This window comes from Clostridium sp. D5, assembly GCF_000190355.1.
GTDB classification, from domain to species: domain Bacteria; phylum Bacillota; class Clostridia; order Lachnospirales; family Lachnospiraceae; genus Faecalicatena; species Faecalicatena fissicatena_A.
On the sequence record NZ_GL870810.1, the window covers coordinates 67,292 to 89,988 of the forward strand.

General features: G+C 45.8%; 21 protein-coding genes. All 21 read left to right on the forward strand.

What is annotated here, in order from left to right; translation table 11 throughout:
• A complete protein-coding gene (locus HMPREF0240_RS06730; RefSeq protein WP_009002690.1) occupies window positions 1–705 on the forward strand; it encodes a hypothetical protein in 705 nt (234 codons plus the stop codon).
• Between the two features lies 1 nt (window position 706).
• Window positions 707–1,099 (forward strand): hypothetical protein, encoded by a 393-nt coding sequence (locus HMPREF0240_RS06735; protein WP_009002691.1) that lies wholly within the window; start codon window positions 707–709, stop codon window positions 1,097–1,099.
• Window positions 1,100–1,316: 217 nt separating this feature from the next.
• Window positions 1,317–2,318, forward strand: coding sequence for a hypothetical protein (locus HMPREF0240_RS06740; protein ID WP_242833304.1), 1,002 nt, complete (start codon window positions 1,317–1,319; stop codon window positions 2,316–2,318).
• 429 nt (window positions 2,319–2,747) lie between these two features.
• A complete protein-coding gene (locus tag HMPREF0240_RS06745) occupies window positions 2,748–3,449 on the forward strand; it encodes an ATP-binding cassette domain-containing protein (RefSeq protein ID WP_009002693.1) in 702 nt (233 codons plus the stop codon).
• 12 nt (window positions 3,450–3,461) lie between these two features.
• Entirely contained in the window at window positions 3,462–4,118 is a 657-nt protein-coding gene (locus tag HMPREF0240_RS06750; RefSeq protein ID WP_009002694.1) for an ABC-2 transporter permease, read from the forward strand.
• Window positions 4,119–4,223: 105 nt separating this feature from the next.
• A complete protein-coding gene (locus HMPREF0240_RS06755; RefSeq protein WP_009002695.1) occupies window positions 4,224–4,934 on the forward strand; it encodes an ABC transporter ATP-binding protein in 711 nt (236 codons plus the stop codon).
• Window positions 4,935–6,512, forward strand: a complete 1,578-nt coding sequence (locus HMPREF0240_RS06760) for a putative ABC exporter domain-containing protein (protein ID WP_009002696.1) — start codon at window positions 4,935–4,937, stop codon at window positions 6,510–6,512.
• A 209-nt stretch (window positions 6,513–6,721) separates the two neighbouring features.
• Window positions 6,722–7,198: a methylglyoxal synthase gene (locus tag HMPREF0240_RS06765; protein ID WP_009002697.1), complete on the forward strand. Its 477-nt coding sequence runs from the start codon at window positions 6,722–6,724 to the stop codon at window positions 7,196–7,198.
• A gap of 102 nt (window positions 7,199–7,300) precedes the next feature.
• A complete protein-coding gene (locus HMPREF0240_RS06770; RefSeq protein ID WP_009002698.1) occupies window positions 7,301–7,552 on the forward strand; it encodes a ferredoxin in 252 nt (83 codons plus the stop codon).
• Between the two features lie 162 nt (window positions 7,553–7,714).
• The gene (locus tag HMPREF0240_RS06775) at window positions 7,715–9,247 is read left to right on the forward strand and encodes a sodium/solute symporter (protein ID WP_009002699.1); all 1,533 of its coding nucleotides are present in this window, start codon (window positions 7,715–7,717) and stop codon (window positions 9,245–9,247) included.
• Window positions 9,248–9,748: 501 nt separating this feature from the next.
• A complete protein-coding gene (locus HMPREF0240_RS06785; protein ID WP_009002700.1) occupies window positions 9,749–10,603 on the forward strand; it encodes an AraC family transcriptional regulator in 855 nt (284 codons plus the stop codon).
• Window positions 10,593–12,680: a 3'-5' exonuclease gene (locus tag HMPREF0240_RS06790; protein ID WP_347462567.1), complete on the forward strand. Its 2,088-nt coding sequence runs from the start codon at window positions 10,593–10,595 to the stop codon at window positions 12,678–12,680. The genes HMPREF0240_RS06785 and HMPREF0240_RS06790 overlap by 11 nt, the downstream gene beginning before the upstream one ends.
• Window positions 12,681–13,168: 488 nt before the next feature.
• Window positions 13,169–13,498, forward strand: coding sequence for a dCTP deaminase (dcd, locus tag HMPREF0240_RS06800; protein WP_347462568.1), 330 nt, complete (start codon window positions 13,169–13,171; stop codon window positions 13,496–13,498).
• Between the two features lie 34 nt (window positions 13,499–13,532).
• On the forward strand, window positions 13,533–13,952 hold the full coding sequence (locus HMPREF0240_RS06805) for an NUDIX domain-containing protein (protein WP_009002704.1): 420 nt from the start codon (window positions 13,533–13,535) through the stop codon (window positions 13,950–13,952).
• A gap of 303 nt (window positions 13,953–14,255) precedes the next feature.
• A complete protein-coding gene (locus HMPREF0240_RS06810; protein ID WP_035312615.1) occupies window positions 14,256–15,233 on the forward strand; it encodes a LacI family DNA-binding transcriptional regulator in 978 nt (325 codons plus the stop codon).
• Between the two features lie 304 nt (window positions 15,234–15,537).
• A complete protein-coding gene (locus tag HMPREF0240_RS06815) occupies window positions 15,538–16,557 on the forward strand; it encodes a Gfo/Idh/MocA family oxidoreductase (protein WP_035312616.1) in 1,020 nt (339 codons plus the stop codon).
• 3 nt (window positions 16,558–16,560) lie between these two features.
• Window positions 16,561–17,556, forward strand: coding sequence for a VOC family protein (locus tag HMPREF0240_RS24930; RefSeq protein WP_050794497.1), 996 nt, complete (start codon window positions 16,561–16,563; stop codon window positions 17,554–17,556).
• 122 nt (window positions 17,557–17,678) lie between these two features.
• A complete protein-coding gene (locus HMPREF0240_RS06825) occupies window positions 17,679–18,743 on the forward strand; it encodes an autoinducer 2 ABC transporter substrate-binding protein (RefSeq protein ID WP_035312617.1) in 1,065 nt (354 codons plus the stop codon).
• Between the two features lie 131 nt (window positions 18,744–18,874).
• Window positions 18,875–20,371 (forward strand): sugar ABC transporter ATP-binding protein, encoded by a 1,497-nt coding sequence (locus tag HMPREF0240_RS06830; protein WP_009002710.1) that lies wholly within the window; start codon window positions 18,875–18,877, stop codon window positions 20,369–20,371.
• The gene (locus HMPREF0240_RS06835) at window positions 20,368–21,366 is read left to right on the forward strand and encodes an ABC transporter permease (RefSeq protein ID WP_009002711.1); all 999 of its coding nucleotides are present in this window, start codon (window positions 20,368–20,370) and stop codon (window positions 21,364–21,366) included. Before HMPREF0240_RS06830 ends, HMPREF0240_RS06835 begins: the two co-directional genes overlap by 4 nt.
• A 12-nt stretch (window positions 21,367–21,378) precedes the next feature.
• Complete coding sequence (locus HMPREF0240_RS06840; protein WP_009002712.1) at window positions 21,379–22,353, forward strand: ABC transporter permease; 975 nt, start codon at window positions 21,379–21,381, stop codon at window positions 22,351–22,353.
• Window positions 22,354–22,697 lie beyond the last annotated feature (344 nt).

Here is a 22,697-nt window from a genome sequence, read left to right on the forward strand (position 1 = left end):
ATGAAGAAGAAAAAATATAACCAGGGCTCGGCAATGGTATATGTGCTGGCGGTTATGGCGGTCATCGTCGTTTTGTGCCTCTCTCTGCTGCTGTTATCCTACTCCCTTTTTGCCTCATCTCTGAACTACGAAGACCAGGAACAATGCCAGATTCTGGCGACTTCGCTGAGCAATGAACTGCAGGATGAGCTGGAGAACGGCGGCAGGTCATGGCGCATTCCCTATGATGGAGAATGGGTGGATAAGGGACAGAAAATATACTCTTTTGATGAAAAGAATAACAAGGTTGAAGATACAGAAGCTACAGGCCTGGTAACGTTCATAACACAGAATATATGGACAGAAGGCTGGCCATATTACAGTGAAGATGAGGATGACAAAAAACATAATAAAAAGAATGCCACGCGGCAGCTTCAATTTGACAGCGGCAAAATAGAAAATGAAAAATTCCGGCAAATGGCAGCAGGTCTTACGATCGAAATGTACTGGTATAATGATGCCGGTGATTATGACAGCGGGGAAGCGAAAAAGAAAAATTACACGGCTCTGATAATTACAGTAAATTGTGATAATGGGAAGAATTCCAGTACAATTACCAGGGCATACGAACTAAACTATAACGAAAGTCTGAGCAAACCGGATCAGGGGTATGAGATATGGAGCTGGTCCTTAACAGATACCGGAGAAGAGGTGGGAGGACAATAAGATGCAGAATCAGATAAAGAAAAGCAAAACAGGTCACCCCTTTGATCCGCAAAATAAGCAGAAGGGTTCTACAATGGTAGAGCTTGTAGTGGGATTTGTAATCCTGGTGCTGCTTGTCGGTACATTTACAAAAGTAATATCACAGTCTTACAAACTGCTTGCCCGTTCCCAGAGTATGCGGGAGAATACAGAAGCTGTCTTATCGTCATATTACAAACAGAAACATGGCGCAAAGGAGAGCGGGCCGGCAGCTTTGAATAAAACAGAGGAGAAGGCGGCTCTGCAGCTGGTATTTGATGGTGAGAAGTTGGATCTCAAAAATCAGAAGATAGGGATCACAAAGGGAAACGGCATTACAATTTACGAATTTGTAACGGATGATGCACAGGATTAAAACAGTGGCGATGGTGGAGAAGCAGATGGAAAAATGGATTGCAGGGATTCGTAAAAATTTAAAATCCAATAAAGGGTTTACCATGGTTGAAATGGTAGTGACGATTATCTTGACTGGTATACTCTTTACTATGGCCTGCAGTATGCTGATCTCCTGGGTAAAGGTTTATGATGAGCTGAAAACGGTAGAGCAGGCCGAGCAGCTGGCAGATACGCTAATGAATAAAATATCAGGAGAAGTGGCCGGGGCACAGACCGGAAATATCTTAGATGCAGATGGGACAAGCACAGGAGTAAATGCTGAGAAATCAATCATTATAAGCTCTGATAATCAGTCCATTGAATTATACGACAGAACCGGAAGCCATATAATAATCAGCACAGTAGAGCGAAAAGCGGAAGATGGCGGTGGACGTGAGCTTAACATCCATTATGAGGCAGTAAAAAATCCTGATCCTAAAATCCTAGAAAACATATATGATGAAATAGACTGGAAGTATTCCAAAAATATGTATATGAAATACAGCATAGAATCACTGAAATTCGAGACGGTCCAGAGTGCATCAAACGAGATACTTCCCCTTGTCGATATAACGTTGAAAATCAAAAACGGCAAGTATGGTAATGCATGTACAATAACAAAAACAGTGGAATGCTACAATTCACCAAAGATTACAGGCCCTTCCTCAGGAGAAACCACAGACCCGGACAAGCCTCCGGTAGACCCGGAAGATCCAACACCACCGGAGAACAACGGTGGAGGATATATTGAGGTAAACGGCAATACCCTGACATATCATAAGGGCGAGACAACCTTTGAAGATTTAAAAGAGCAGGCCGATGCGATGAAACCGCCGAATGACACAGGATTAATAAAAGTACCGCAAGGCATTTACTATGACGAAAGTACTAAAAAATATTATTTTGTCACAGAGGACACGGTCACTCAGAAATATAATTGTGGAAATATGTCACAGATTAAAAACTACACGGGTAACTGGACGAAAGTATTGGCATTAAACGAACAGCTGATCACAGAATCAGATATAATAGGCGGAGACCACTTTAACAACAAACTTCAGGAAGGCAGCATATATAGTTATGGAGATAAATATTATATATGTGTCAGTCCCAGCGGGGGATGGCCTGGAGTAAATCCTGAAAATAATAACAATTGGAAGGAGATTGATAAATCGTACTTTAAGAGGGGCGCTAAGTAAGAGGCAATCCTGGACGGAGACAGCGGATTTTTATTGGATACGCGTATGTTCACGGCCCTTTATAGTTGATAGAAGGATCTTTCGTATAATTATTTTGCTGATAACAATTCAATATGTGTCCAATGGAGGGATAAACAAAGTTTATAAGCAGTAATACTTACAATACTTTTAATTCCCGCATACCCAGCCCAATCCGCAGCCCCCGTCAGATGCCCCCAAAAAGTTTTATTTTATTTCCGCCGGATGAACGCAGCCTGCCGAAAGAGGGAGTTGTGCCCCTCCCCCAAATAAACTCCCCCAAGCATCCCCTCTTGACAAGTGATGACATTCCTTGTATGATTGTACTAAACGAGTAATACAAAGTTTGATTACATACCAGCTGCAAATAAATATAGGATCAATCAGCTTTTCTGCGAGGGGGTATGACTGATGCTGGAAGTTTCTAATTTGAGTAAGAACTACAAATCCTTTTCTCTGGAACGCGTTTCCTTTACCGTCAGAGAGGGGCACATTACAGGTTTTATCGGCAACAACGGAGCCGGCAAAACAACAACGCTGAAATGTATTTTAGGCCTGGTTCCCTATGATTCCGGGCATATACTTCTTGGCGGAAAGACGATGTATCATGATGAACGGGCTTATAAAGAGACGATAGGCGTGGTTTTTGATGACGGATACTTTTATGATAAATTTACGATGTCTGCTATGAAAAATATTGTGGCAGGAGCTTACTCTGCCTGGGATAATTCGGAATATCACAAGTATATGGATAAGTTCGGACTTCAGGAGACACAGAAGATTGATACACTTTCTAAGGGCATGAAGATGAAATTTGCGCTTGCCCTGGCGCTTTCCCATCATGCGGAGATCCTGATACTGGATGAGCCGTCCAGTGGGCTGGATCCTAAGACCCGCCAGTTATTCTGCGAGGAATTGTCGGAACAGAAAAAGAAAGGGAAGACCATCTTTTTTTCCACCCATATTACCTCCGATTTAGATAAGATCGGTGATGATATCATACTGATCAATGAGGGACGCATTTTAATTGAGGCGCCAAAAGAAGATTTTCTGAAAAAATCAGGGCTGCAGAGTCCGACGATTGAAGAGGCAATGTTAAAGATGATTGGGTGAGGGGGCGTTTTGATGAAGGTTTTAAATCTTATAAAAAAAGATATTTTACTGGCAGGAATGTATTCTGTTTTCTCGATCATGGTACTGATTGCAATTCCGGTTTTTTTAAGCAATCAGGGGTCCCTTAATATGAGCAGCGTGTATATACTGTTTATGTCCGTCAGTTTTTCGTGTTATTTCCTTTTCAGCAATATCTTTTTAATGGAAGATAAGTATAAGGGAAACTTATATCTGATGGCGGTTCCATATAAGAAGAGCATGATCGTTGCGGTAAAATATGTCCTGGGTCTGCTTATGGTGGCATTGGAAGTGGTTTTCTATTCCATCTTATCCCGGATTCCGTTCCATAACAGTTTTTTGGTGAAACCGGCCTTAACATTTGCAGCGGTTTCGGTTACTTTTTTGGCAATTGCTGTAGTTTTGAGTATATTTTTACCCCTCTATTTTCGATTTTCATATACGAAAATAAAATTTGCGCTGATCGTGGTAATGGTCTTGGTGCCTACGTGGGGGATGGTTGCACTGTTTTCACTGATAGGCAAAAATCTTATTTCCGAGGCAATTGTATTGAATATGGGTATATCCGTGCTGCTGATACTGGCGGGGATAGCCATTATGGTATTATCGGCAGGGATTTCTGTTAGATTTCTGGAAAAAAGAAATTTTTGACAGTGATACACCCAAAGGGCATCCCGTAATACATGCCCTTCGGGCGAGTCTGCGGCTAAGCCGCAGATTAAAGTATAAATTTTATAAACATGAGGAGGAAAAGTTATGCTGGAGATACAGGAGTTGAGTAAATCATATGGGAAACACCTTGCCGTGGATAATGTAAGTTTTTTTATCCCGGACGGGCAGGTGGGGATTCTTCTTGGCCCGAACGGTGCGGGAAAATCTACGATTATTAAGAGTATTGCAGGGCTGCTGCGGTACAAGGGGAGGATCGGTATACAGGGCATGCCGGCCAAGCAGATGGAGGCAAAAAAGCAGTTTGCCTATGTGCCGGAGATTCCTTCCATGTTCGAGGCGCTGACCGTAAGAGAGCATATTGAATATGTGCGTATGGCCTATGGCTGCAGCATTACGGATGAGGAGGTTACGGCGCTGCTGAAGCGGTTTGAGCTGGATGATAAGCAGGATAAGCTGGGAAATGAGCTGTCAAAAGGTATGATGCAGAAGGTCAGTATCTGTTGTGCCCTTGCCATCAAGCCGAAGGTGATTCTTCTGGATGAGCCGATGGTAGGGCTGGATCCCAGGGCAATCAAAGAGCTGAAAGAAGTGGTCCTTGAGCTGAGGGATCAGGGGGCTACTGTGCTGATCAGTACACATATGCTTGAGATGGTAGAGGAACTGTGGGATGTGATGTTTGTGATGGAGAAGAGCCACATAATCGGTTCTTATCAGAAGTCAGAGGTCGGGGAAAAGGATCTGGACGCATTGTTCTTCGAGATGACCGGCAACTGGGAGACAGGTGGTGAAGCGTAAATGAAAGCACTGTTATATCTTACAAGACGAAGCTTTATCAATAATCTGAAAAAGGCAGTGAAAAAGCCGGCATCTCTGCTGGTTATCATCATTTGTATCGTTTATGCCATATTCGTGGCTGTTATGCTGGGGCAGCTGGTAACTAAGGTACACTTCAGCTCTGCGAAGGGTTTAACCATAATTATTACACTGTGGACTCTGTATATTTTTCTGAGTAATTTTGCAAGCTACGCGTCCAAAAAAGGCGTTCTTTTTAAACCCTCGCATGCTCACTTTGTATTTACGGCACCGATCAGTCCGAAGAAGATCCTGCTGCACAGCGCCTGGATGAATTATCTGCTTACCATTGTAGTGAGCATTTTATTCCTGATTGCCGGTCTGACTGTATTTGGTATTCCCCCCTGGAAGATGATTCTGTTTTTCCTGGTGGAATGCGTGGTGGAAACTGTATTCGAGGTCAGTGTCATGATCTTTTTGTACACCAACGATAAAATTCCTGCAAAAGTAATGAAAGGGGTAAGCACAGGGATCAAGGTGTTTCTTGTAGCGGTTGCTGTTGTTATTGTAGTATATTTTAAAAAGCAGGGGATTAGTCTGGAGACCGCGGCTGCATTCTTTGACTGGCCGGGACTGCAGATGATACCGGTTGTGGGTTGGAATATCGCTGCCTACCGTCTGATCCTTCTCGGGCCGGATATGCTGAACGTAATCTGTACCGTATTATATCTGCTTACCGTAGCCGGTATGATCCTGGCAGCCATCCGAATGAAATGTGATGGTGACTACTACGAGGATGCAGCAAAATTTGCCGATGATTATGCGGAAATGAGAAAGCGTAAAGTAAACGGCGAGATGGTCATGGGCATCGGGGAGAAGAAAAAGCGTTTCCGCCGGGTGAATGATACGTTCAAGGGAACCGGTGCAAAAGCGATTTTCTACAGACAGCTGCTGGAATATAAAAAGGAAAAGTATTTTATTTTTTCAAAAATGACTCTGCTGTGTCTGGCTATCGCTGTCCTGCTTTCCCGAGTGATGAAAGATAGTGCAATGAAATCCGGAATGCCTGAGATGTATATGCTGGGCATTATTATGTACATGACACTCATTTTGACTGGATACCTTGGAAAATGGGAAAATGAACTGAAAACCCCTTATTTGTTTCTTATTCCTGACAGTCCCGTCAGAAAATTGTGGTATGCAACATTAATGGAGCATATCAAGGCGCTTGTGGACGGGTGTATTTTCTGTATTCCGCTTAGCGTGGCATGGGGGATCGGCCCGGTTCAGACTATTCTGGCAATCCTGACGTATGCGGTGCTTCAGGCCAACCGACTGTATACCAAAGTCATAGCGCAGTGCCTGCTGGGAGATACGATGGGCAAAACGGGCCAGGATTTCGTGAGGGCGATTATTCAGATGACGGTTCTGGGAATCGGGATTGCGATTGCCGTGGCAGCTGGATTCATGGTGAATATAGATTTAGTCTTTCCAATTATTTTCATTTATAGTATGATAATAACAGTAGTCATCGGTTTACTGGCCTCTATCCGTTTTTACTCCATGGAGCAGCTGGCATAACACAGACGATATTACAGTTCACAGGCAAGCCTGTAAACAGTAATGCCGCCTGCCCATTTAAAGTCGCCTTCAGCGAGGGCAGGCTATTGGCTGTTTTACGTTGTGGTTCCGGTGCTGTGCAGTGAATGCACAGCACGGTCTGTACAGTAACGATATGATTACAAATGCTTCAAAAAGAGATCCGACACAATAATTGGGAGGTATTACTTATGTTAGAAGACAGTTATGTAACTCTGGAAATTGGAAAAGCAAAACACATAGCACTGGTAGCCCATGACGGAAAGAAAAAAGAGCTGGTGGACTGGTGTGACAGAAATAAAGACATCTTAAAGGGCCATTTCTTATGCGGAACAGGAACCACAGCTAAATTGATTTCAGAAAAGACAGGGCTTCCTGTGAGAGGCTACTGCAGCGGCCCGCTGGGCGGTGATCAGCAGATCGGAGCCAAGATCGTTGAGGGACAGATTGATTTTATGATCTTTCTCTGGGATCCACTGGAGGCACAGCCGCATGATCCGGATGTGAAGGCATTGCTTAGAATCGCAGTGGTTTATGATATCCCGATTGCAAATAACCTGGCAACTGCAGACTTTATGCTGAATTCCAAGTTTATGAATGAACTTTACTGCAGACAGGTCGAGAACTTTAATAAGACAATCCAGGATAGAGTTGAGAAGATGAAATAGGGGCGGAGGGGGCGCTGAGAAAGCGGCGGGTATGGCTTCCTGGAAAGCTGTACATGCCGTTTCAGAACCCGCGCCACTTGCTAAGAAGCAGTAACAGAGAAAATGTGGGGAATAGAGGTACTTGCCGCAGTTGGTCCAAATGCCGATGCATTTGGGCCGCCGGCGGCAACAGGATTTGATTTTGTGAATCAATTCCTGCCCTCTATTCCCCACATTTTCTCTGTAACTGCTTCTAAGCGCGTTTTGAGGGCTCTGAAACGGCATGTACAGCTTTCCAGGAAGCCATACCCGCCGCTTTCTCAGCTTGGTGCATCCGGGCGGGAGGAATGTGTGGGATGGGGATTGATGGAATAGAACGTGTTTTTAAACATGTTTTCTGGTGGGTTTTATGTTGACAGATGGGAGGAGGGTGTGATAATATAGGCCCATGATGCTTTAATGCTTTAAAGCGTAACGCAGCGAAGCGTTGCGCGATAAAGTAGATGAGCAATGTAAGATGAGAGATGAGGTTGAGACATGGGTGTTAAGTTGATTTTGCTTGTAGTGTTTTTTGTAGTTATGGTTGGGGTTGGTATTTATTCGAGGAGACATACGCGCAGTGTGGATGGGTTTGTGCTGGGGGGACGGTCTGTGGGGCCCTGGCTGACGGCTTTTGCTTATGGGACTTCTTATTTTTCGGCAGTTGTTTTTGTCGGGTATGCGGGGCAGTTCGGGTGGAAATATGGGATTGCTTCTACCTGGATTGGGATTGGCAATGCGGTGATCGGAAGTCTGCTGGCCTGGGTTGTGCTTGGGCGGAGGACTAAGGTTATGTCGCAGCATCTGCGTTCTAAGACGATGCCGGATTTTTTTGGAGAACGCTATGGCAGCAGGGCTTTGAAGATTACGGCTTCTGTGATTGTGTTTGTTTTTCTGATTCCTTATACGGCTTCCGTGTATAACGGACTGTCCAGGTTGTTTGGGATGGCGTTTGATATTCCTTATTCATATTGTGTGATTACAATGGCGGTGTTTACTGCGATCTATGTGATTCTTGGGGGATACATGGCAACCGCTATCAATGATTTTATACAGGGTATTATTATGCTGATTGGTATTGTGGTGGTAATCGGAGCAGTGCTGAGCGGTAAGGGCGGATTCATGGCGGCGATTCAGACGATGGCGCAGATTCCAAGTGATGTGGCTGTGACGCAGGGACAGCCTGGGGCATTTACCTCTTTCTTCGGACCGGATCCGCTGAACCTTCTCGGAGTTGTGATTCTGACCTCTCTGGGAACCTGGGGACTTCCTCAGATGATTAATAAATTTTATGCAATTAAAGATGAAAAGTCAATCAATACAGGAACGGTTATCTCTACGCTGTTTGCCGTAGTAGTGGCAGGGGGGTCCTATTTCCTGGGCGGATTCGGCAGGCTGTTTGATGATCCTTCTATCTATGACGGGACAACGGGAGCGGTGATTTATGACAGCATTATACCCTTTATGCTTTCCACACTGCCGGATATCCTGATCGGAGTCGTGGTGGTACTGGTATTGTCCGCTTCCATGTCCACGCTGTCATCACTGGTTCTGACATCCAGTTCCACGATGACACTGGATTTATTAAAAGACAATATTCTGAAGAATATGAGTGAGAAAAAACAGGTGATCACCATGCAGCTGCTGATCGTATTTTTTATTGTGATATCCGTAGTGATTGCACTGAATCCGCCCACATTTATTGCCCAGCTCATGGGAATCTCCTGGGGCGCGCTGGCTGGGGCATTTCTGGCTCCGTTCTTATACGGTCTGTACTGGAAAGGCGTTACACGGGCGGCAGTCTGGGCAAGCTTTATTGCGGGCGTGGGAATCACCGTGTCAAATATGTTCATTGGTTACATAGAATCATCCATTAACGCCGGGGCGATTGCACTGATAGCGGGGCTGCTCATTGTTCCTGTCGTGAGCTGGGTGACACCTAAAATATCGAAGGAAAAAGTAAACCAAATCTTCACATGTTATGATGAGAAAGTCACAATCACAAAGAAGCGCTCTCTAAATGCGGAGTGATTGGGGGAGGGGACGCTTTGCGGACTAGAAGACGGGATGTGCCGGTGAGGCCTGTACTGTTTTGATTGACGACCCGCAGGCTTACCAGCAGTAGGAGGAAACGCAAAGGAATGCAGAGGATCGCAGACATTCACCGCCTAAGCCTGATGCTTAGGCGGCTCAGGTCTGCTTGGAAATTGCTTTGGAGAGCAATTTCCACCTCTGCATTCCTTTGCGTTTCCTCCAACTGCTGGTAGGCCTGCTCTACGTCTATCAAAACAGTACAGGCCTCACCGGCACATCCCGTCTTCTAGTCCGCAAAGCTGGGCTTCATCAGTTGGGGAATGAAGCGGGGGAAGCGGATGGGACTGGGAGGGTGGGGAAATATATAAATGTAACGGCTGAGAAAATTAAATATTGTACTTTAATATAGTGGAGCGGGAATTTAAAAAGAGCAAGAATGGGCAAAACAAAGGTGCTATAATTTGATAGAATAGGGAACTGTGAAAGGGGAGAGGGCTTATGGGCGAGAAGAGGATTGCTACAGTTTCGGCGGCGGTTGAGTTTATTGAAGGGCATTTGACGGAGAAGCTGGATCTGGATTGTGTGGCGGATGCGGTCCATTATTCGAAATATTATTTGCACAGGGTTTTTAACAGTACTGTGGGGATGACGATTCATGATTATGTGCAGCGCAGGCAGCTGACCGAGGCGGCAAAGTTATTGGTTTTTTCGGCGAAGCCTATTATTGAGGTTGCGGCGGCTGCGGGGTATGAGAGCCAGCAGGCGTTTTCAAATATCTTTAAAGCGATGTATAAGCAGACACCGAATCAGTACCGAAAGAATGAAAAGTTTTATCCGCTGCAGTTAAAGTTTAGAATGGAAGGGGATTATGAGATGCTTTATGGTAACGAGGTACAGGAATGGAGCATTGAGTTTGCGGGGGAGGAGGATATTTCCTGCTGGATGGAGCTGGTGAGGCTTGTTATTGATGGGTTTCCGCATTTGTATGAAGAAGAATATACGGAAGAACTGGTGCGGAGGATAAAACGGAAACAGGCGCTGATTTTGAAGGACGGTTCTATTGCGGTGGGGATTATGCTTTTTTCACATGAGACGGGGAGCATTGATTTTATGGGGACCCACCCGCTCTACCGCAGCAAAGGGATACCGAAAGCATTTCTTGATAAGGTAATGAACGAACTGGTGCATGGGAACGAAATCAGTGTTACTACATTCAGAGAGGGGGATAAGGCGGATACCGGACAGCGCAGGGAGATACAGGGGCTGGGATTTTCGGAAGCGGAACTGCTTGTTGAATTTGGGTATCCGACACAGCGATTTATTTTGTCAAAGGAGGATGTACATGATGAATGAACAGGGCGGCCGCTATGAGGAAAAAGAATCTGCAGTGATTGATTCCGGACACTTTCCCGATGAGGCGAACCACCTTAAAATGATTAATAACAAGCTGGATGCTGCCGTGCATGAGGCGCAATCCAATGTGGAACGGATGGATAAGGAGTACATGGATGCGAAGCGGTACATGGCAGACTACCGCGGAGAACTCGATCCTCATGAAATGTTCCAGAATGAACTGGCACTGAAACAAATAGATCACACAGGAGCTTTTGCAGCAGGTGTATGGGAGAGGCTTGTCAAACTGAAAGAGTCCCCTTATTTTGCCCGAATTGACTTTCAGGCAGAGGATAAAAAAGCAGCCGAAATGCACTACATTGGCCGCTTTACATTCAATTATGAGAATGAACTTCTGATCTTTGACTGGCGCTCACCGATCGCAGGCATGTTTTATGACTGCGAGGTTGGTCCCGCAGGATATGATGCTCCCATAGGCAGAATTGAAGGGAATCTGACACGCAAACGCCAGTTTAAGATAAAAAACGGAGTACTGGAATACACGCTGGAAAGCGCGGTAAATATACAGGACGATGTATTGCAGCGGGAGCTTTCCCACACTTCGGATGAAAAGATGAAATCCATTATCTCCACGATTCAGAAGGAGCAGAACCAGATTATCCGAAACGAAAAATCCGGTACGCTCATTATTCAGGGAGCTGCCGGTTCCGGGAAAACATCGATTGCACTGCACCGGATCGCCTTTTTGTTATATCGCTTTAAGGATAGGCTGACAGCAAAAAACGTTACGATTATCTCACCCAATAAAGTATTCGGTGATTACATATCCACTGTTCTGCCGGAATTGGGAGAAGAACCTATCTACGGCTTGAGTTTTGAGGATATTGCAGCAGTACAGCTGGAAGAGATCGTTTCTTTTGAATCAGACAAAGACCCCTTAGAAACCGATGATGCGAAATGGGCAGAGCGGGTGCGTTTCAAATCCACCTTAGATTTTGTGAAACAGATGGATGACTTCTTACAGCAGCTTCCTGATATCATCTTTCTTCCAGAAGACTACACCTTCGGACATTTTAACGTTTCGGCGGACTTCATACAAGACCGTTTCCATGCCTATGCGGCCTATCCGTTCAAAAAAAGACTGCAGCTGATTGCCGAAGATATCCATGACCGTTTTGATTCAGACAACTTCCTGGGAGATGACATACCACGTCCGGGAAACATTTTAAAGAGCCTGAAGAAAATGCTGAAAATAAAAAACAGCCTGGCCCTGTACAAAGAATTTTACAAACACCTGGGCCGCCCGGATATGCTCGTCTTCCCCGCAAGACAGACTCTGGAGTGGGCGGATGTATACCCCTTTCTATATCTCCAGGCAGCCTTCCAGGGCCTCCAGGAAAGCAGGCTGATCAAACATGTGGTAATCGACGAAATGCAGGACTATACCCCCATACAATATGCCGTCATCAACCGTCTGTTCCCCTGCCCCAAAACCATACTGGGAGACTTCGGCCAGTTTATCAACCCCAACCATCAAAACACCCTGGAGGACATGAAGCGGCAATATAGCGGATCAAGTCTGGTAAAGCTGACAAAAAGCTACCGTTCCACTTACGAAATTATCACATATGCAAAGAAAATCCTCCAGACAGACCAATTAGACCCCATAGAACGCCACGGCCCGCCCCCAATGCTAATCCCCTGTCAGGACACCCGGGAAGAAATAAACGAAATCAAAAAAATCCTAAAAGCCTTTCCAAAAAGCAGATACACCACCCTCGGAATCATCCTGAAAACAAACCAATCCGCAGCCACATTATACAACCAGCTTTCCAAAGATTACGAAATCCATCTCATCACCCCTGAAAGCACCTCATTCACCGTCGGAATATCCCTAACGTCCATCCAAATGTCAAAAGGCCTAGAATTCGACCAGGTAATCATTATAGACGCAGACAACAATAACTACAAAACCCGGCACGAAAAAGGCCTCCTCTACATAGCCGCCACAAGAGCCATGCACCAGCTGACAATCCTGTACACAGGACTCCCGTCCCCACACCTCCCGAACCCATAACATATAACCACAGTTTTATGAAGCTAGAGTACAATTAATTCTGCTGGAGCTTTTGCTCGATTTGATGCAAAACCATGGCAAGGTATCGGAACCTTCTAAAAGAACTTCAGAATCTTCAGGAGAGCGTATGGTGAATCAGGTAATTGAATACATGCAGAAAAATTATGTACATCCCATCTCCACGGAAGATGTTTGTCAATATTTAAGATTTGACAAGTCTTATATCTGTAACAAATTTAAGCAGATTACCGGCACAACGATGATAAGTTTTCTTAATATGATACGCTGCGAACACGCCCGGGAACTTCTGCTGCTTGGAAAATTAAGTGTTTCTGAGTACGCTAAACAAAAGAACAAAAAATTATGCTCACGGTGCTAAAATTATGTTCCCCCAATCATGAAAATTGATTTTATAATAAAATCAGAATAAAGAAGAGTAGGAAAGAATCTATGAAAAGTTTCTATTCGAAACGAGCTAAACTGGTATTTTGCTTCCCAATCTATTTATTCTTGCCACAACGATGGAGTATTTTGAACTTCCAAATAATTTAACCGCATTTGTAGAAGGCAGAAGTTCGCTAGGGAGTATGGGGCTGTTTATTCAAAATGCAGGTTGGGTTGACCCCGGCTTTAAAGGAGAAATAACGCTTGAATTATATAATGCCAATCGTTGCGCCATAGAGTTAAAAACTGGTCGAAGAGTCGGGCAGCTTGTTTTTGCTCAACTAGATGATGTCGCATTAAATTCTTATAGCGGTAAGTATCAGTATCAAAAAGGAGCAACAGGGTCAAAGGTGTTTTTGGATAATGAAAGATAATAGAATATATTTTTAGAGAAAGTAGGTAGCTTTTATGGTAACAGTAAATTTCTATAAGGATGTTGAGGATAGGCTGTTGAAGTTTGCGGTCATTATTTCCAAATATAACGGCAAATGGGTGTTTTGCAAACATAAAAAACGGACTACATATGAATGTCCAGGAGGACACCGGGAAAATGGTGAAACCATTGAAGCTACAGCGAAAAGAGAATTGTGGGAGGAAACGGGAGCCAAAACATTTGCTTTAACCCCCGTTTGTGTTTATTCCGTAATCAAGGACGGACAAGAATCTTTCGGTATGCTTTACTTTGCAAAGATTGATTCCTTAGGCGAACTACCGCCTTTGGAAATCGAACGAATTGAATTTTTTGATTCGTTACCCAGCCTCTGGACTTACCCTGATATACAGCCAGTTTTATTTCAAAAGGTATCTGATACTATCCTTACCCAATAGACAAACGGTACGGGGAGGAAGTAGCAGAGCAAGCCGCCCTTGTCAACGATGAAATGAACGGCTACGCCGTCGTTGACAAGCCCGTCTGCCCCTGCTCGCCGGAAATCAAGAGATCGAAAGTAAGAATACATATCTGTTCCGCTCAGCCAGCCCGCTTCCCTCAGGCATCCCCATACCCGCGCCCCTTCATTCCCCCAACTTCGCATCTTGTGTATTCATGTGGTTTGTGTTATGTTTAATCATAATGTTACGAAATGAAAACAGCAAAAAGTGAAAGTTGTAAATACAAGGAGGTATCTCAGTATGGCTACCATTAAGGATGTGGCAAAGCGTGCGAATGTGGGGATTGCAACGGTATCGCGCATGATTAACGGAACCGGTTATGTTTCAGAAAGTTCCAGAAAGCGGATCGAGGAAGCGATTCGGGAGCTTAATTTTATTCCAAACGAACGCGCACGGAATCTGTCCAGGAAAAAATCAGGGATTATCGGAGTGATTATACCGGATTTCCAGACGCCGTTCTATGCATCTTTTATCCGTCAGGTGGAGATTGAGCTGTACAGATACGGGTATAAGACCATGGTCTGTAATACGGTTAAAACGAGTGACCGGGAGCAGGAGTATATTGATATGCTGGACCGGAATATTGTGGACGGTATTATTACCTGTGCTTTGTCGGTGGAAGACACGGTGTACCAGCAGATTGACAAGCCGATTGTCAGTATGGATCACGATCTGGGTCCGAAGATACCGCTGATCCACTCGGACCACCGCAAAGGGGGACGCATTCTGGCGGAATATCTGGTAGAACAGGGGTGCAGGAGAGTGATCCAGATCGGCGGATTTTTCCGTGTGAATACACCCTCAAATGACAGATATCTGGAATTTGAAAAGGTGATGAACAAATACCATATTTCTGTCCGTACGCTGGAAATGGATTGGAACCGGATGGACTATTCCTATTATGTAGAACTGCTGAAAAATTATGAGGATGAGGTGAGACAGGCGGATGGTATATTTGCCTCTGACATGGGTGCAATTGCACTGTATCATTTTGTGACGGATATGGGAATCAAGGTTCCCCGGGAGTTAAAAATAGTCGGATATGACGGGACCGACTTTACACGTATGGTAACTCCTGTGGTGACGGCTCTCTGTCAGGATATCCCGCTGCTGGCTAAAAAATGTGTGGACACTATTATGAAACTGATTCAGGGAGATCAGGATATTGAATACCATCAGATCACAGATGTCTGGCTTCAGAAGGGTGGAACCGCCTGAAAAAACGAATTGTTAAAAATGACTAAAATAAGAATAATTACTATTTTATGGAAACGTTTCCTTTGTGCATTATGCTACTGTGGAAACGTTTTTATAATGTTTATTAGTCACAAATAAATAAAAGTTGCCGAAAACACATTGACAACAGTGGTAAAAATGCACATAATAGAGCTATAAACAACGCATGCAAAAAGAAAAATCCAGACTGGAGTTCAGGGTGAAATAATTTTAGAAGAAAGGAAAAAATGCAGGCACACCGATCACCCTTTGTGTTTGCATCTTTCAACTACAAGCAGGCTTGTGCTTGAAAGACTTGGTACAAAATATGAAACAGGTAAAATGGGCAGTCGTTGGCACAGGCTATATTGCCAATGAATTTGCAAAAGGGATGCAGGAAGTTGAGGACGCCGTACTTACGGCGGTTGTTTCAAGAAGTATCGTAAGCGGAAGGGCATTTGCACAGAAGTACGACTGCGATAAGGTATATACAGATTTTGAAGGTATGCTGGCGCAGGAAGAGGTTGATGTAGTTTACATAGCAATTCCGAATGACTGCCACTTTTCATACATTATGACGGCGCTTGACAGGGGAATCCCTGTTTTAAGTGAAAAACCGATGGTTGATAATCAGCGTCAGCTGAACGCGGTACTCAAAAAGGCGGAAGAGAAACAGGTATTCCTGATGGAAGGCATGTGGACAAGATGTTTCCCGGCAGTCATAGAAGCCAGGAACTGGATGGAAAAAGGCAGGATCGGGAAACCGATGGCCGTACATGCATCTTTTGATATCAAACCGGCGATTGATGAGTGGCAGCCGTGGAAGGGCGGCGTGCAGCATGCCGCAGGGGCACTCCGGGATGTGGGAATCTACTCTCTGGCAATGGCTTACCTGGCTTTCCCTGAGGGACCGGTGCAGGTACATTCCACAATGAAATCGAACGGGGAAGTGGACGAAAGTTTCCACATGCTGCTGGAGTATGAAGACGGCAGGGCCGCATTTGTGGGAGGAGCATTTAACCAGATCAGCACACCGGAGACAGAGATTGTCGGAGAAGAAGGCCGGATCATCATCGGACCTGAATTCTGGCATCCGACCACAGCGACACTGATCATGAATGACGGCACGAAGGAAAAGTATATGGAGACATATCCGGCATCCGGATTCCAGTTTGAGATCCGTGAGGTACAGGAGTGCCTCAGAAGCGGAAAACTGGAAAGCCCGCATTTTACCTGGGAAGAAACGAGAAAGATCGCTGCTTTAATCGAAGAGACAAGAAAAGAATGGGACATCTATTACAAGGCAGACACGGAAGGAGAAGTTTAGAACATGAAAGGCGCAATCAAACAGATATGTATCCTGGTAGAGGATCTGGATACAGCAATGAAAAACTACTGGGAGAAGTTTGGAATAGGACCATGGGATATCCGCCATTTCACACCGGAAACGGTCAGAGATTTTTATGTACATGACGAGCACATTGAAGAAGGCTTTGATTTCATCTGTGCAGTGACCTGGGAGGGAGATGTGGAGTATGAGCTGATCCAGCCGGTTAAGGGGCCGAACATTTACTGGGATTATCTGAAAAAATACGGAAGCGGCCTGCATCACTTTAAAATCGTGATTCCGGATGACGATGAGCTGAAGACATATATCAGGGAACTGGAAGAAAAGGGACTCAAAGTCATACAGACAGGCTGGATCGACAACGACGTCCACTACTATGTGGATTCCCACGAGCAGCTGGGATTGACGCTTGAACTTGGAAACGGCGGCAAGATCGGTGAGGCCAGAGAAGTATATCCAGCAAAAGGTACAAAGAGGCCTGTGGTTCACAGACAGAATATCAGGCAGATTGCAATCGTTGTAGATGACGCAGAAAAATATATGAAGAATTACGCTTATTATCTTGGAATTGACGGATGGGATGTCAGACATTTCACACCGGAGAAGTTAAGGGATTTCAAGGTGAACGGCGAACACATTACGGAAGGTTTTGATTTCATCTGTGCAGTGAAGTGGGTTGGAGATATGGAGATTGAGATCATACAGCCTGTCGAAGGAGATAATATTTACTGGGATTTCCTCGAAAAGCACGGCCCCGGATTCCATCACATCAAGGATGTATATCCGGATGAGGAGATCAAAGAGGAGTGCCGGAGGCTTGGGGATTATGGTGTAAAGGTTATGCAGACAGGCTGGATTGACGGAGACAGCCACTACTACATGAGTACAGGCGAGCTGCTTCACATGATCGTAGAGTTCGGCAACGGCGGCAAGATTGAAGCGCCGGATTATGTATACTACGCAGAAAACGAAAAATAAAAATACGAAGGGGTCAGACCCCTTTTAATACGGTGATACGTTATAACGGTAGAATGGGGGCGACAATACGCCCGGCAGATAAAATCGATTGAGAAAAGAAAAAGAACAGGAGCGGAAAAAATATGAAAAAGAAAATAGTTAGTCTGGTTTTAAGTATTGTAATGACGACAGCACTTTTGGCAGGATGCGGCAGCGTCGAGGATTCCGGCAAGGACTCCGGCAGTAAGACAGAAAGCAGCCAGACAGAGGATAAAGCGGATAAAAAGAATGATGGAGATTATACAATCGCAGTTGTACCAAAGCTGACGGCGCTGGCATGGTATGAGAGAATGGAAGAAGGCGTAGATGAGTATGCAAAGGATACAGGCGTAGATGCTTTCTTTACAGGACCGTCCGAAGCCGACGGAGCTTTGCAGGCACAGTGCATTGAAGACCTGATTTCCCAGGGCGTGGATGCGATCTGTGTTGTACCGTTCTCCACAGAGTCACTGGAGCCGGTATTAAAGAAGGCAAGAGACCAGGGCATTGTTGTCATCACACATGAGGCGCCGGGCATGACCAATGTGGATTATGATATTGAGGCTTTCAACAACGATGAATACGGCAATCACCTGATGGAAGCACTTGGCGATGCGTGCGGAGGAAAAGGCGAGTATGTACAGACGGTAGGGGCTCTTACAAGTGCATCTCACATGGAATGGGTAGCAGCAGCGGAGACACTGCAGAAAGACAAATATCCGGACATGAAGAAATACGGCGACCTCATCGAGACATCCGATGACCAGGATACCGCATACAACAAAATAAAAGAAGCGCTGACTGCAAATCCGAATATCGTAGGAATCCAGGGCTCCGCAATGCCTGATGTTGCAGGTGCTGCACTGGCGGTAGAAGAGATGGGAATGTCAGGAAAGATTAAGATTGTGGGAACTGCTCTTGTATCCAATGCAGGAGAGTATGTAAAGAATGGAACCATTGATATGATCAGTTTTTGGGATCCGGCGCTGGCAGGCAAAGCAATGGTAGAGACAGCAGTAAAACTTCTCAAAGGTGAGACAATCGAAGACGGTGTTGATCTGGGCGTAGAAGGTTACAATGAAATGACACTGGACGGCAATATACTGATTGGAAACGCGTGGATTGATGTGACAAAAGACAATGTAGATGACCCGGCATACGATTTCTGATTCACTGATTTCAAAGAAAAGGGGTGGGAGGCTCTCAGAGGAGCTGCATCCCACCCATTATTCTGTATGGATACTGAAACGTCACGTATTACGATACCCTGATGGGATTATAAAAGAAGTGGAAGATGATTATGGATAAAATATTTCTGAAATTGGAGAACATTAAGAAAACATTCGGCGGCGTCCAGGCACTCAAAAGTGTGGGCCTGGAAATCAGAGCCGGTGAGATCCACTGTCTGGCAGGCGAAAACGGATGCGGAAAATCAACGCTGATCAAAGTGATTTCCGGCGCCCATGACCCTACAGCAGGATCAATATATATTGAAGGCGAAAAGATCGAAAAACTGACACCGATTGATTCTATCCGGAAGGGCATCCAGGTGATTTATCAGGACTTTGCAGTTTTTCCAAATCTGACAGTAGCGGAGAACATCGCCATGAACCATGCCCTGCTTACGGGGACGAAAGCTATGAACTGGAAAAAGTCCAGAGAGCTCGCCATCCAGGCAATGGAACAGATCGGTGCCCATATGGATCCGGATGTCCTGGTGGAGAGGCTCTCTATAGCCAACAAGCAGATGGTGGCAATCTGCCGTGCAATTATAAATGATGCAAAACTGCTGATTCTGGACGAGCCGACGACGGCACTGACCCAGAAAGAGGTCAGCATGCTCAATACAATCATAAGAAACCTGAAAGATAAAGGCATGGCAATCGTAATTGTAAACCACAAGCTGGATGAAATATATGAAATCGCGGACCGTCTGACCATTCTGAGAAACGGAGAAAATGTGGCTACGGGACCGATCGGAGAGTTTGACAGGAAACGGTTCATTAAATGTATGACAGGGCGTGATGTGGAAGAAGTGTATTACCGTCCCGAGGACAGCAGGGAAGTGATTCTGAAGGTCGAAAATCTTACGAGAAAAGGATCCTTTGAACAGGTCAGCTTTGACCTGAAAAAGGGAGAGGTGCTCGGCATCACCGGACTTCTCGGTTCCGGGCGCGGAGAGCTGGGAGACGCACTGTTCGGCATTGCTCCGGCCGGTGAGGGAAAGATCACACTAAACGGCAAAGAGGTAACCATAAGGTCCATCGAGGATGCCATGAAGGCCAGGATTGCATATGTGCCTGAGGACAGGCTCACTCAGGGGCTTTTCCTGGACTGTTCGATTCAGGAGAACACCGTGGCGGCATCAATTCAGAAATATTTAAAAAAGGGCAGGCTGAATTATAAGGAAATGTATGAGGCAACCCAAAACTGGATTCAGAAGATCGGCTGTAACGCGAAATCGCCGAAACCACTGATCCGGACGCTTTCCGGTGGAAATGCACAGAAGATGGTCATTGCCAAATGGCTGAATACAAATCCGGCGCTGCTGGTACTCAACGGCCCCACTGTCGGTGTGGATATTGGATCCAAGGCGGATATCCATAAGATACTGAGAGAACTGGCTGAGCAGGGCGTCGGAATCATCGTGATATCAGATGATGTCAGCGAACTGATCCAGAACTGCAGCAAGATTCTGATCATGAAGAATGGAAAGACCGCCGGCAGCATCAGTTCACGGGAACTGGATGAGACAAAGCTTTCCAGGCTGCTTACAAGTGAGGAGGAAACAGTATGAAAGACAGAATAAAAAGAGGGCTTGCTACAAACGAAATGATTGTAGTGTACATTATACTGGCCCTGTGTATTCTTATAGGGATTGTCAATCCGGCATTTGCAAGTGCATCCACCGTGGTTTCGCTTCTGCGTTCCATGCTGGTAACCCTGATTTTCGCGGCGTTTGAAATGATGGTGATCATTTCCGGCGGAATCGATGTTTCTTTTCCTGCCGTTGCCAGCTTTGCAATGTATGCAACTGCGATGATCATGAATGGGGCAGGGCTGAACAGTATCGTGCTGGCATTTATCATAGCGATTGTGATCGGAATGCTGTTTGGTTTTCTCAACTCAGTACTTGTAGCCCGTCTGGGAATTCCTCCTCTGATCGCAACGCTCGGAGTGAGCAGTGTGGCCAACGGTGCAACTCTGGCATTCCTGGGTTCCAAGGAGATCAACAAACTCCCGGAGAGCTTCGGAAATCTCTCCAAAGTATTTATTTATGAGTATGTAGGAGAAAGCGGCATCACTTATCAGCTTACCGCCCTGATCCTGATTCCGGTCGTGATCTATATCGGTCTCTGGATCCTGCTGAAATATACCATGCTCGGCCGCGGAATCTATGCGGTGGGGGGCGATAAAAATGCAGCCAGAATCGCAGGCTTCCGTGTTGTATTTATCCAGTCCTTCGTGTACATACTGGCAGGGGCACTGGCAGGTGTCGGTGGTGTGACTTATATGATCCTGATGCGTCAGGCGCACCCGCAGGTGCTGATGGGCACCGAAATGATGGTGATCGCTGCTGTCGTCATGGGCGGCACGCGAATCACAGGCGGACATGGCTCCATATCGGGGACGATACTGGGCGTAACACTGATTGCACTGATCCAGAACAATCTGATCATGCTTGGTGTTCCCACCTATGCACAGACATTTGTGGTAGGCCTTCTGATCGTAGTTGGTACGTCTATCACTTCGCTGAGAACCAAAAAAATACAAAATAGTGTAAAAATATAGGAAGGTGGCACTATGGAAAATATAAAAAGCAGACTGAAAAGTTCAGATAAAAACAGCATGATGCTATTTCTGATTGCTGTACTTATTTTTGGAGTCATGGCAGTCCTGGCGCCGTCATCCTTTCTGGGAATCAAGAATATCCAGGGAATGTGCACACAGTTTCCGGAATTCGGCCTCATCTCATTTGGAATGATGCTGGCTATGATATCAGGCGGAATCGACCTGTCCCTGGTTGGAATCGCCAATTTTTCCGGGATTGTAGCGGCATACATCATGGTAAAAATGGGCGGAAGCCCTGCTTCCATACTCCTTGGATGCATCGCAGCAGTATTAGTGGGAGCGCTCTGCGGATGCTTTAACGGATTTATGATCGGATACCTTCAGATCCCGCCCATGCTGGTCACCCTGTGCGGCCTGCAGCTGTATACCGGCTGCGGCCTGATGATCACAAAGGGCCCGGCAATCACGGGACTGCCGGAAGGCTACAGCGTGCTGGGAAATGGGACAGTGGCAGGAATCCCGCTTGCATTTATCATCTTTATCCTGGGCGCCCTGCTGGTTTCCTTCCTGCTGCGCTCAACCGTATACGGCCAGCACGTGCGGTACATGGGAACCAACTCCATGGCATCCCGCTACAGCGGAATCAACAACCTGGCGGTCACTATCAAGACCTATGCGGTGTCGGGGGTCCTGGGAAGCCTGGCCGGCCTGATCATGGTATCCAGATACAACTCCGCAAAAACAGATTACGGCAGTTCCTACACACTGCTTTCCCTGCTGATCGTCGTACTGGGCGGCACAAACCCGGACGGAGGCAAAGGCAGCGCATCAGGAGTCCTGCTGTCCGTAATCGTACTGCAGCTCGTGTCCAGCGCGTTCAATATCATGCGCGTAGATTCGTCTCTAAAAACATTCGTCTGGGGAGTCATACTGATCCTCGTAATCGTAATCGGACAATTCGGCAGACGGGAGCAGGGAACGAACTAGTGAGTGAACGGATGGGGGGACGCTCTATGCCAGGCTTGCCGGGAAGGTTTTGGAGCTGTATATGTCCTTTCGGGATGCACCCGCGCTGCTAACTGATTCTAGGATAAAATACTGCCGGGAATGTGGGCACGGGATGACACAGCATGGGAAAATTGATATTTTCCCATGCTGGTCATCCGGAAACATGATTCGGAATCATGTTTCCTCCCACATTCCCGGCAGTATTTTATCCAAGAAGCAGTAAGCGCACTCTAGCATTCCGAAAGGACATATACAGCTCCAAAAACCTTCCCGGCAAGCCTGGCATAGGGCTGGTGCATCAGTGCGGAAGACAAAGATTCTTT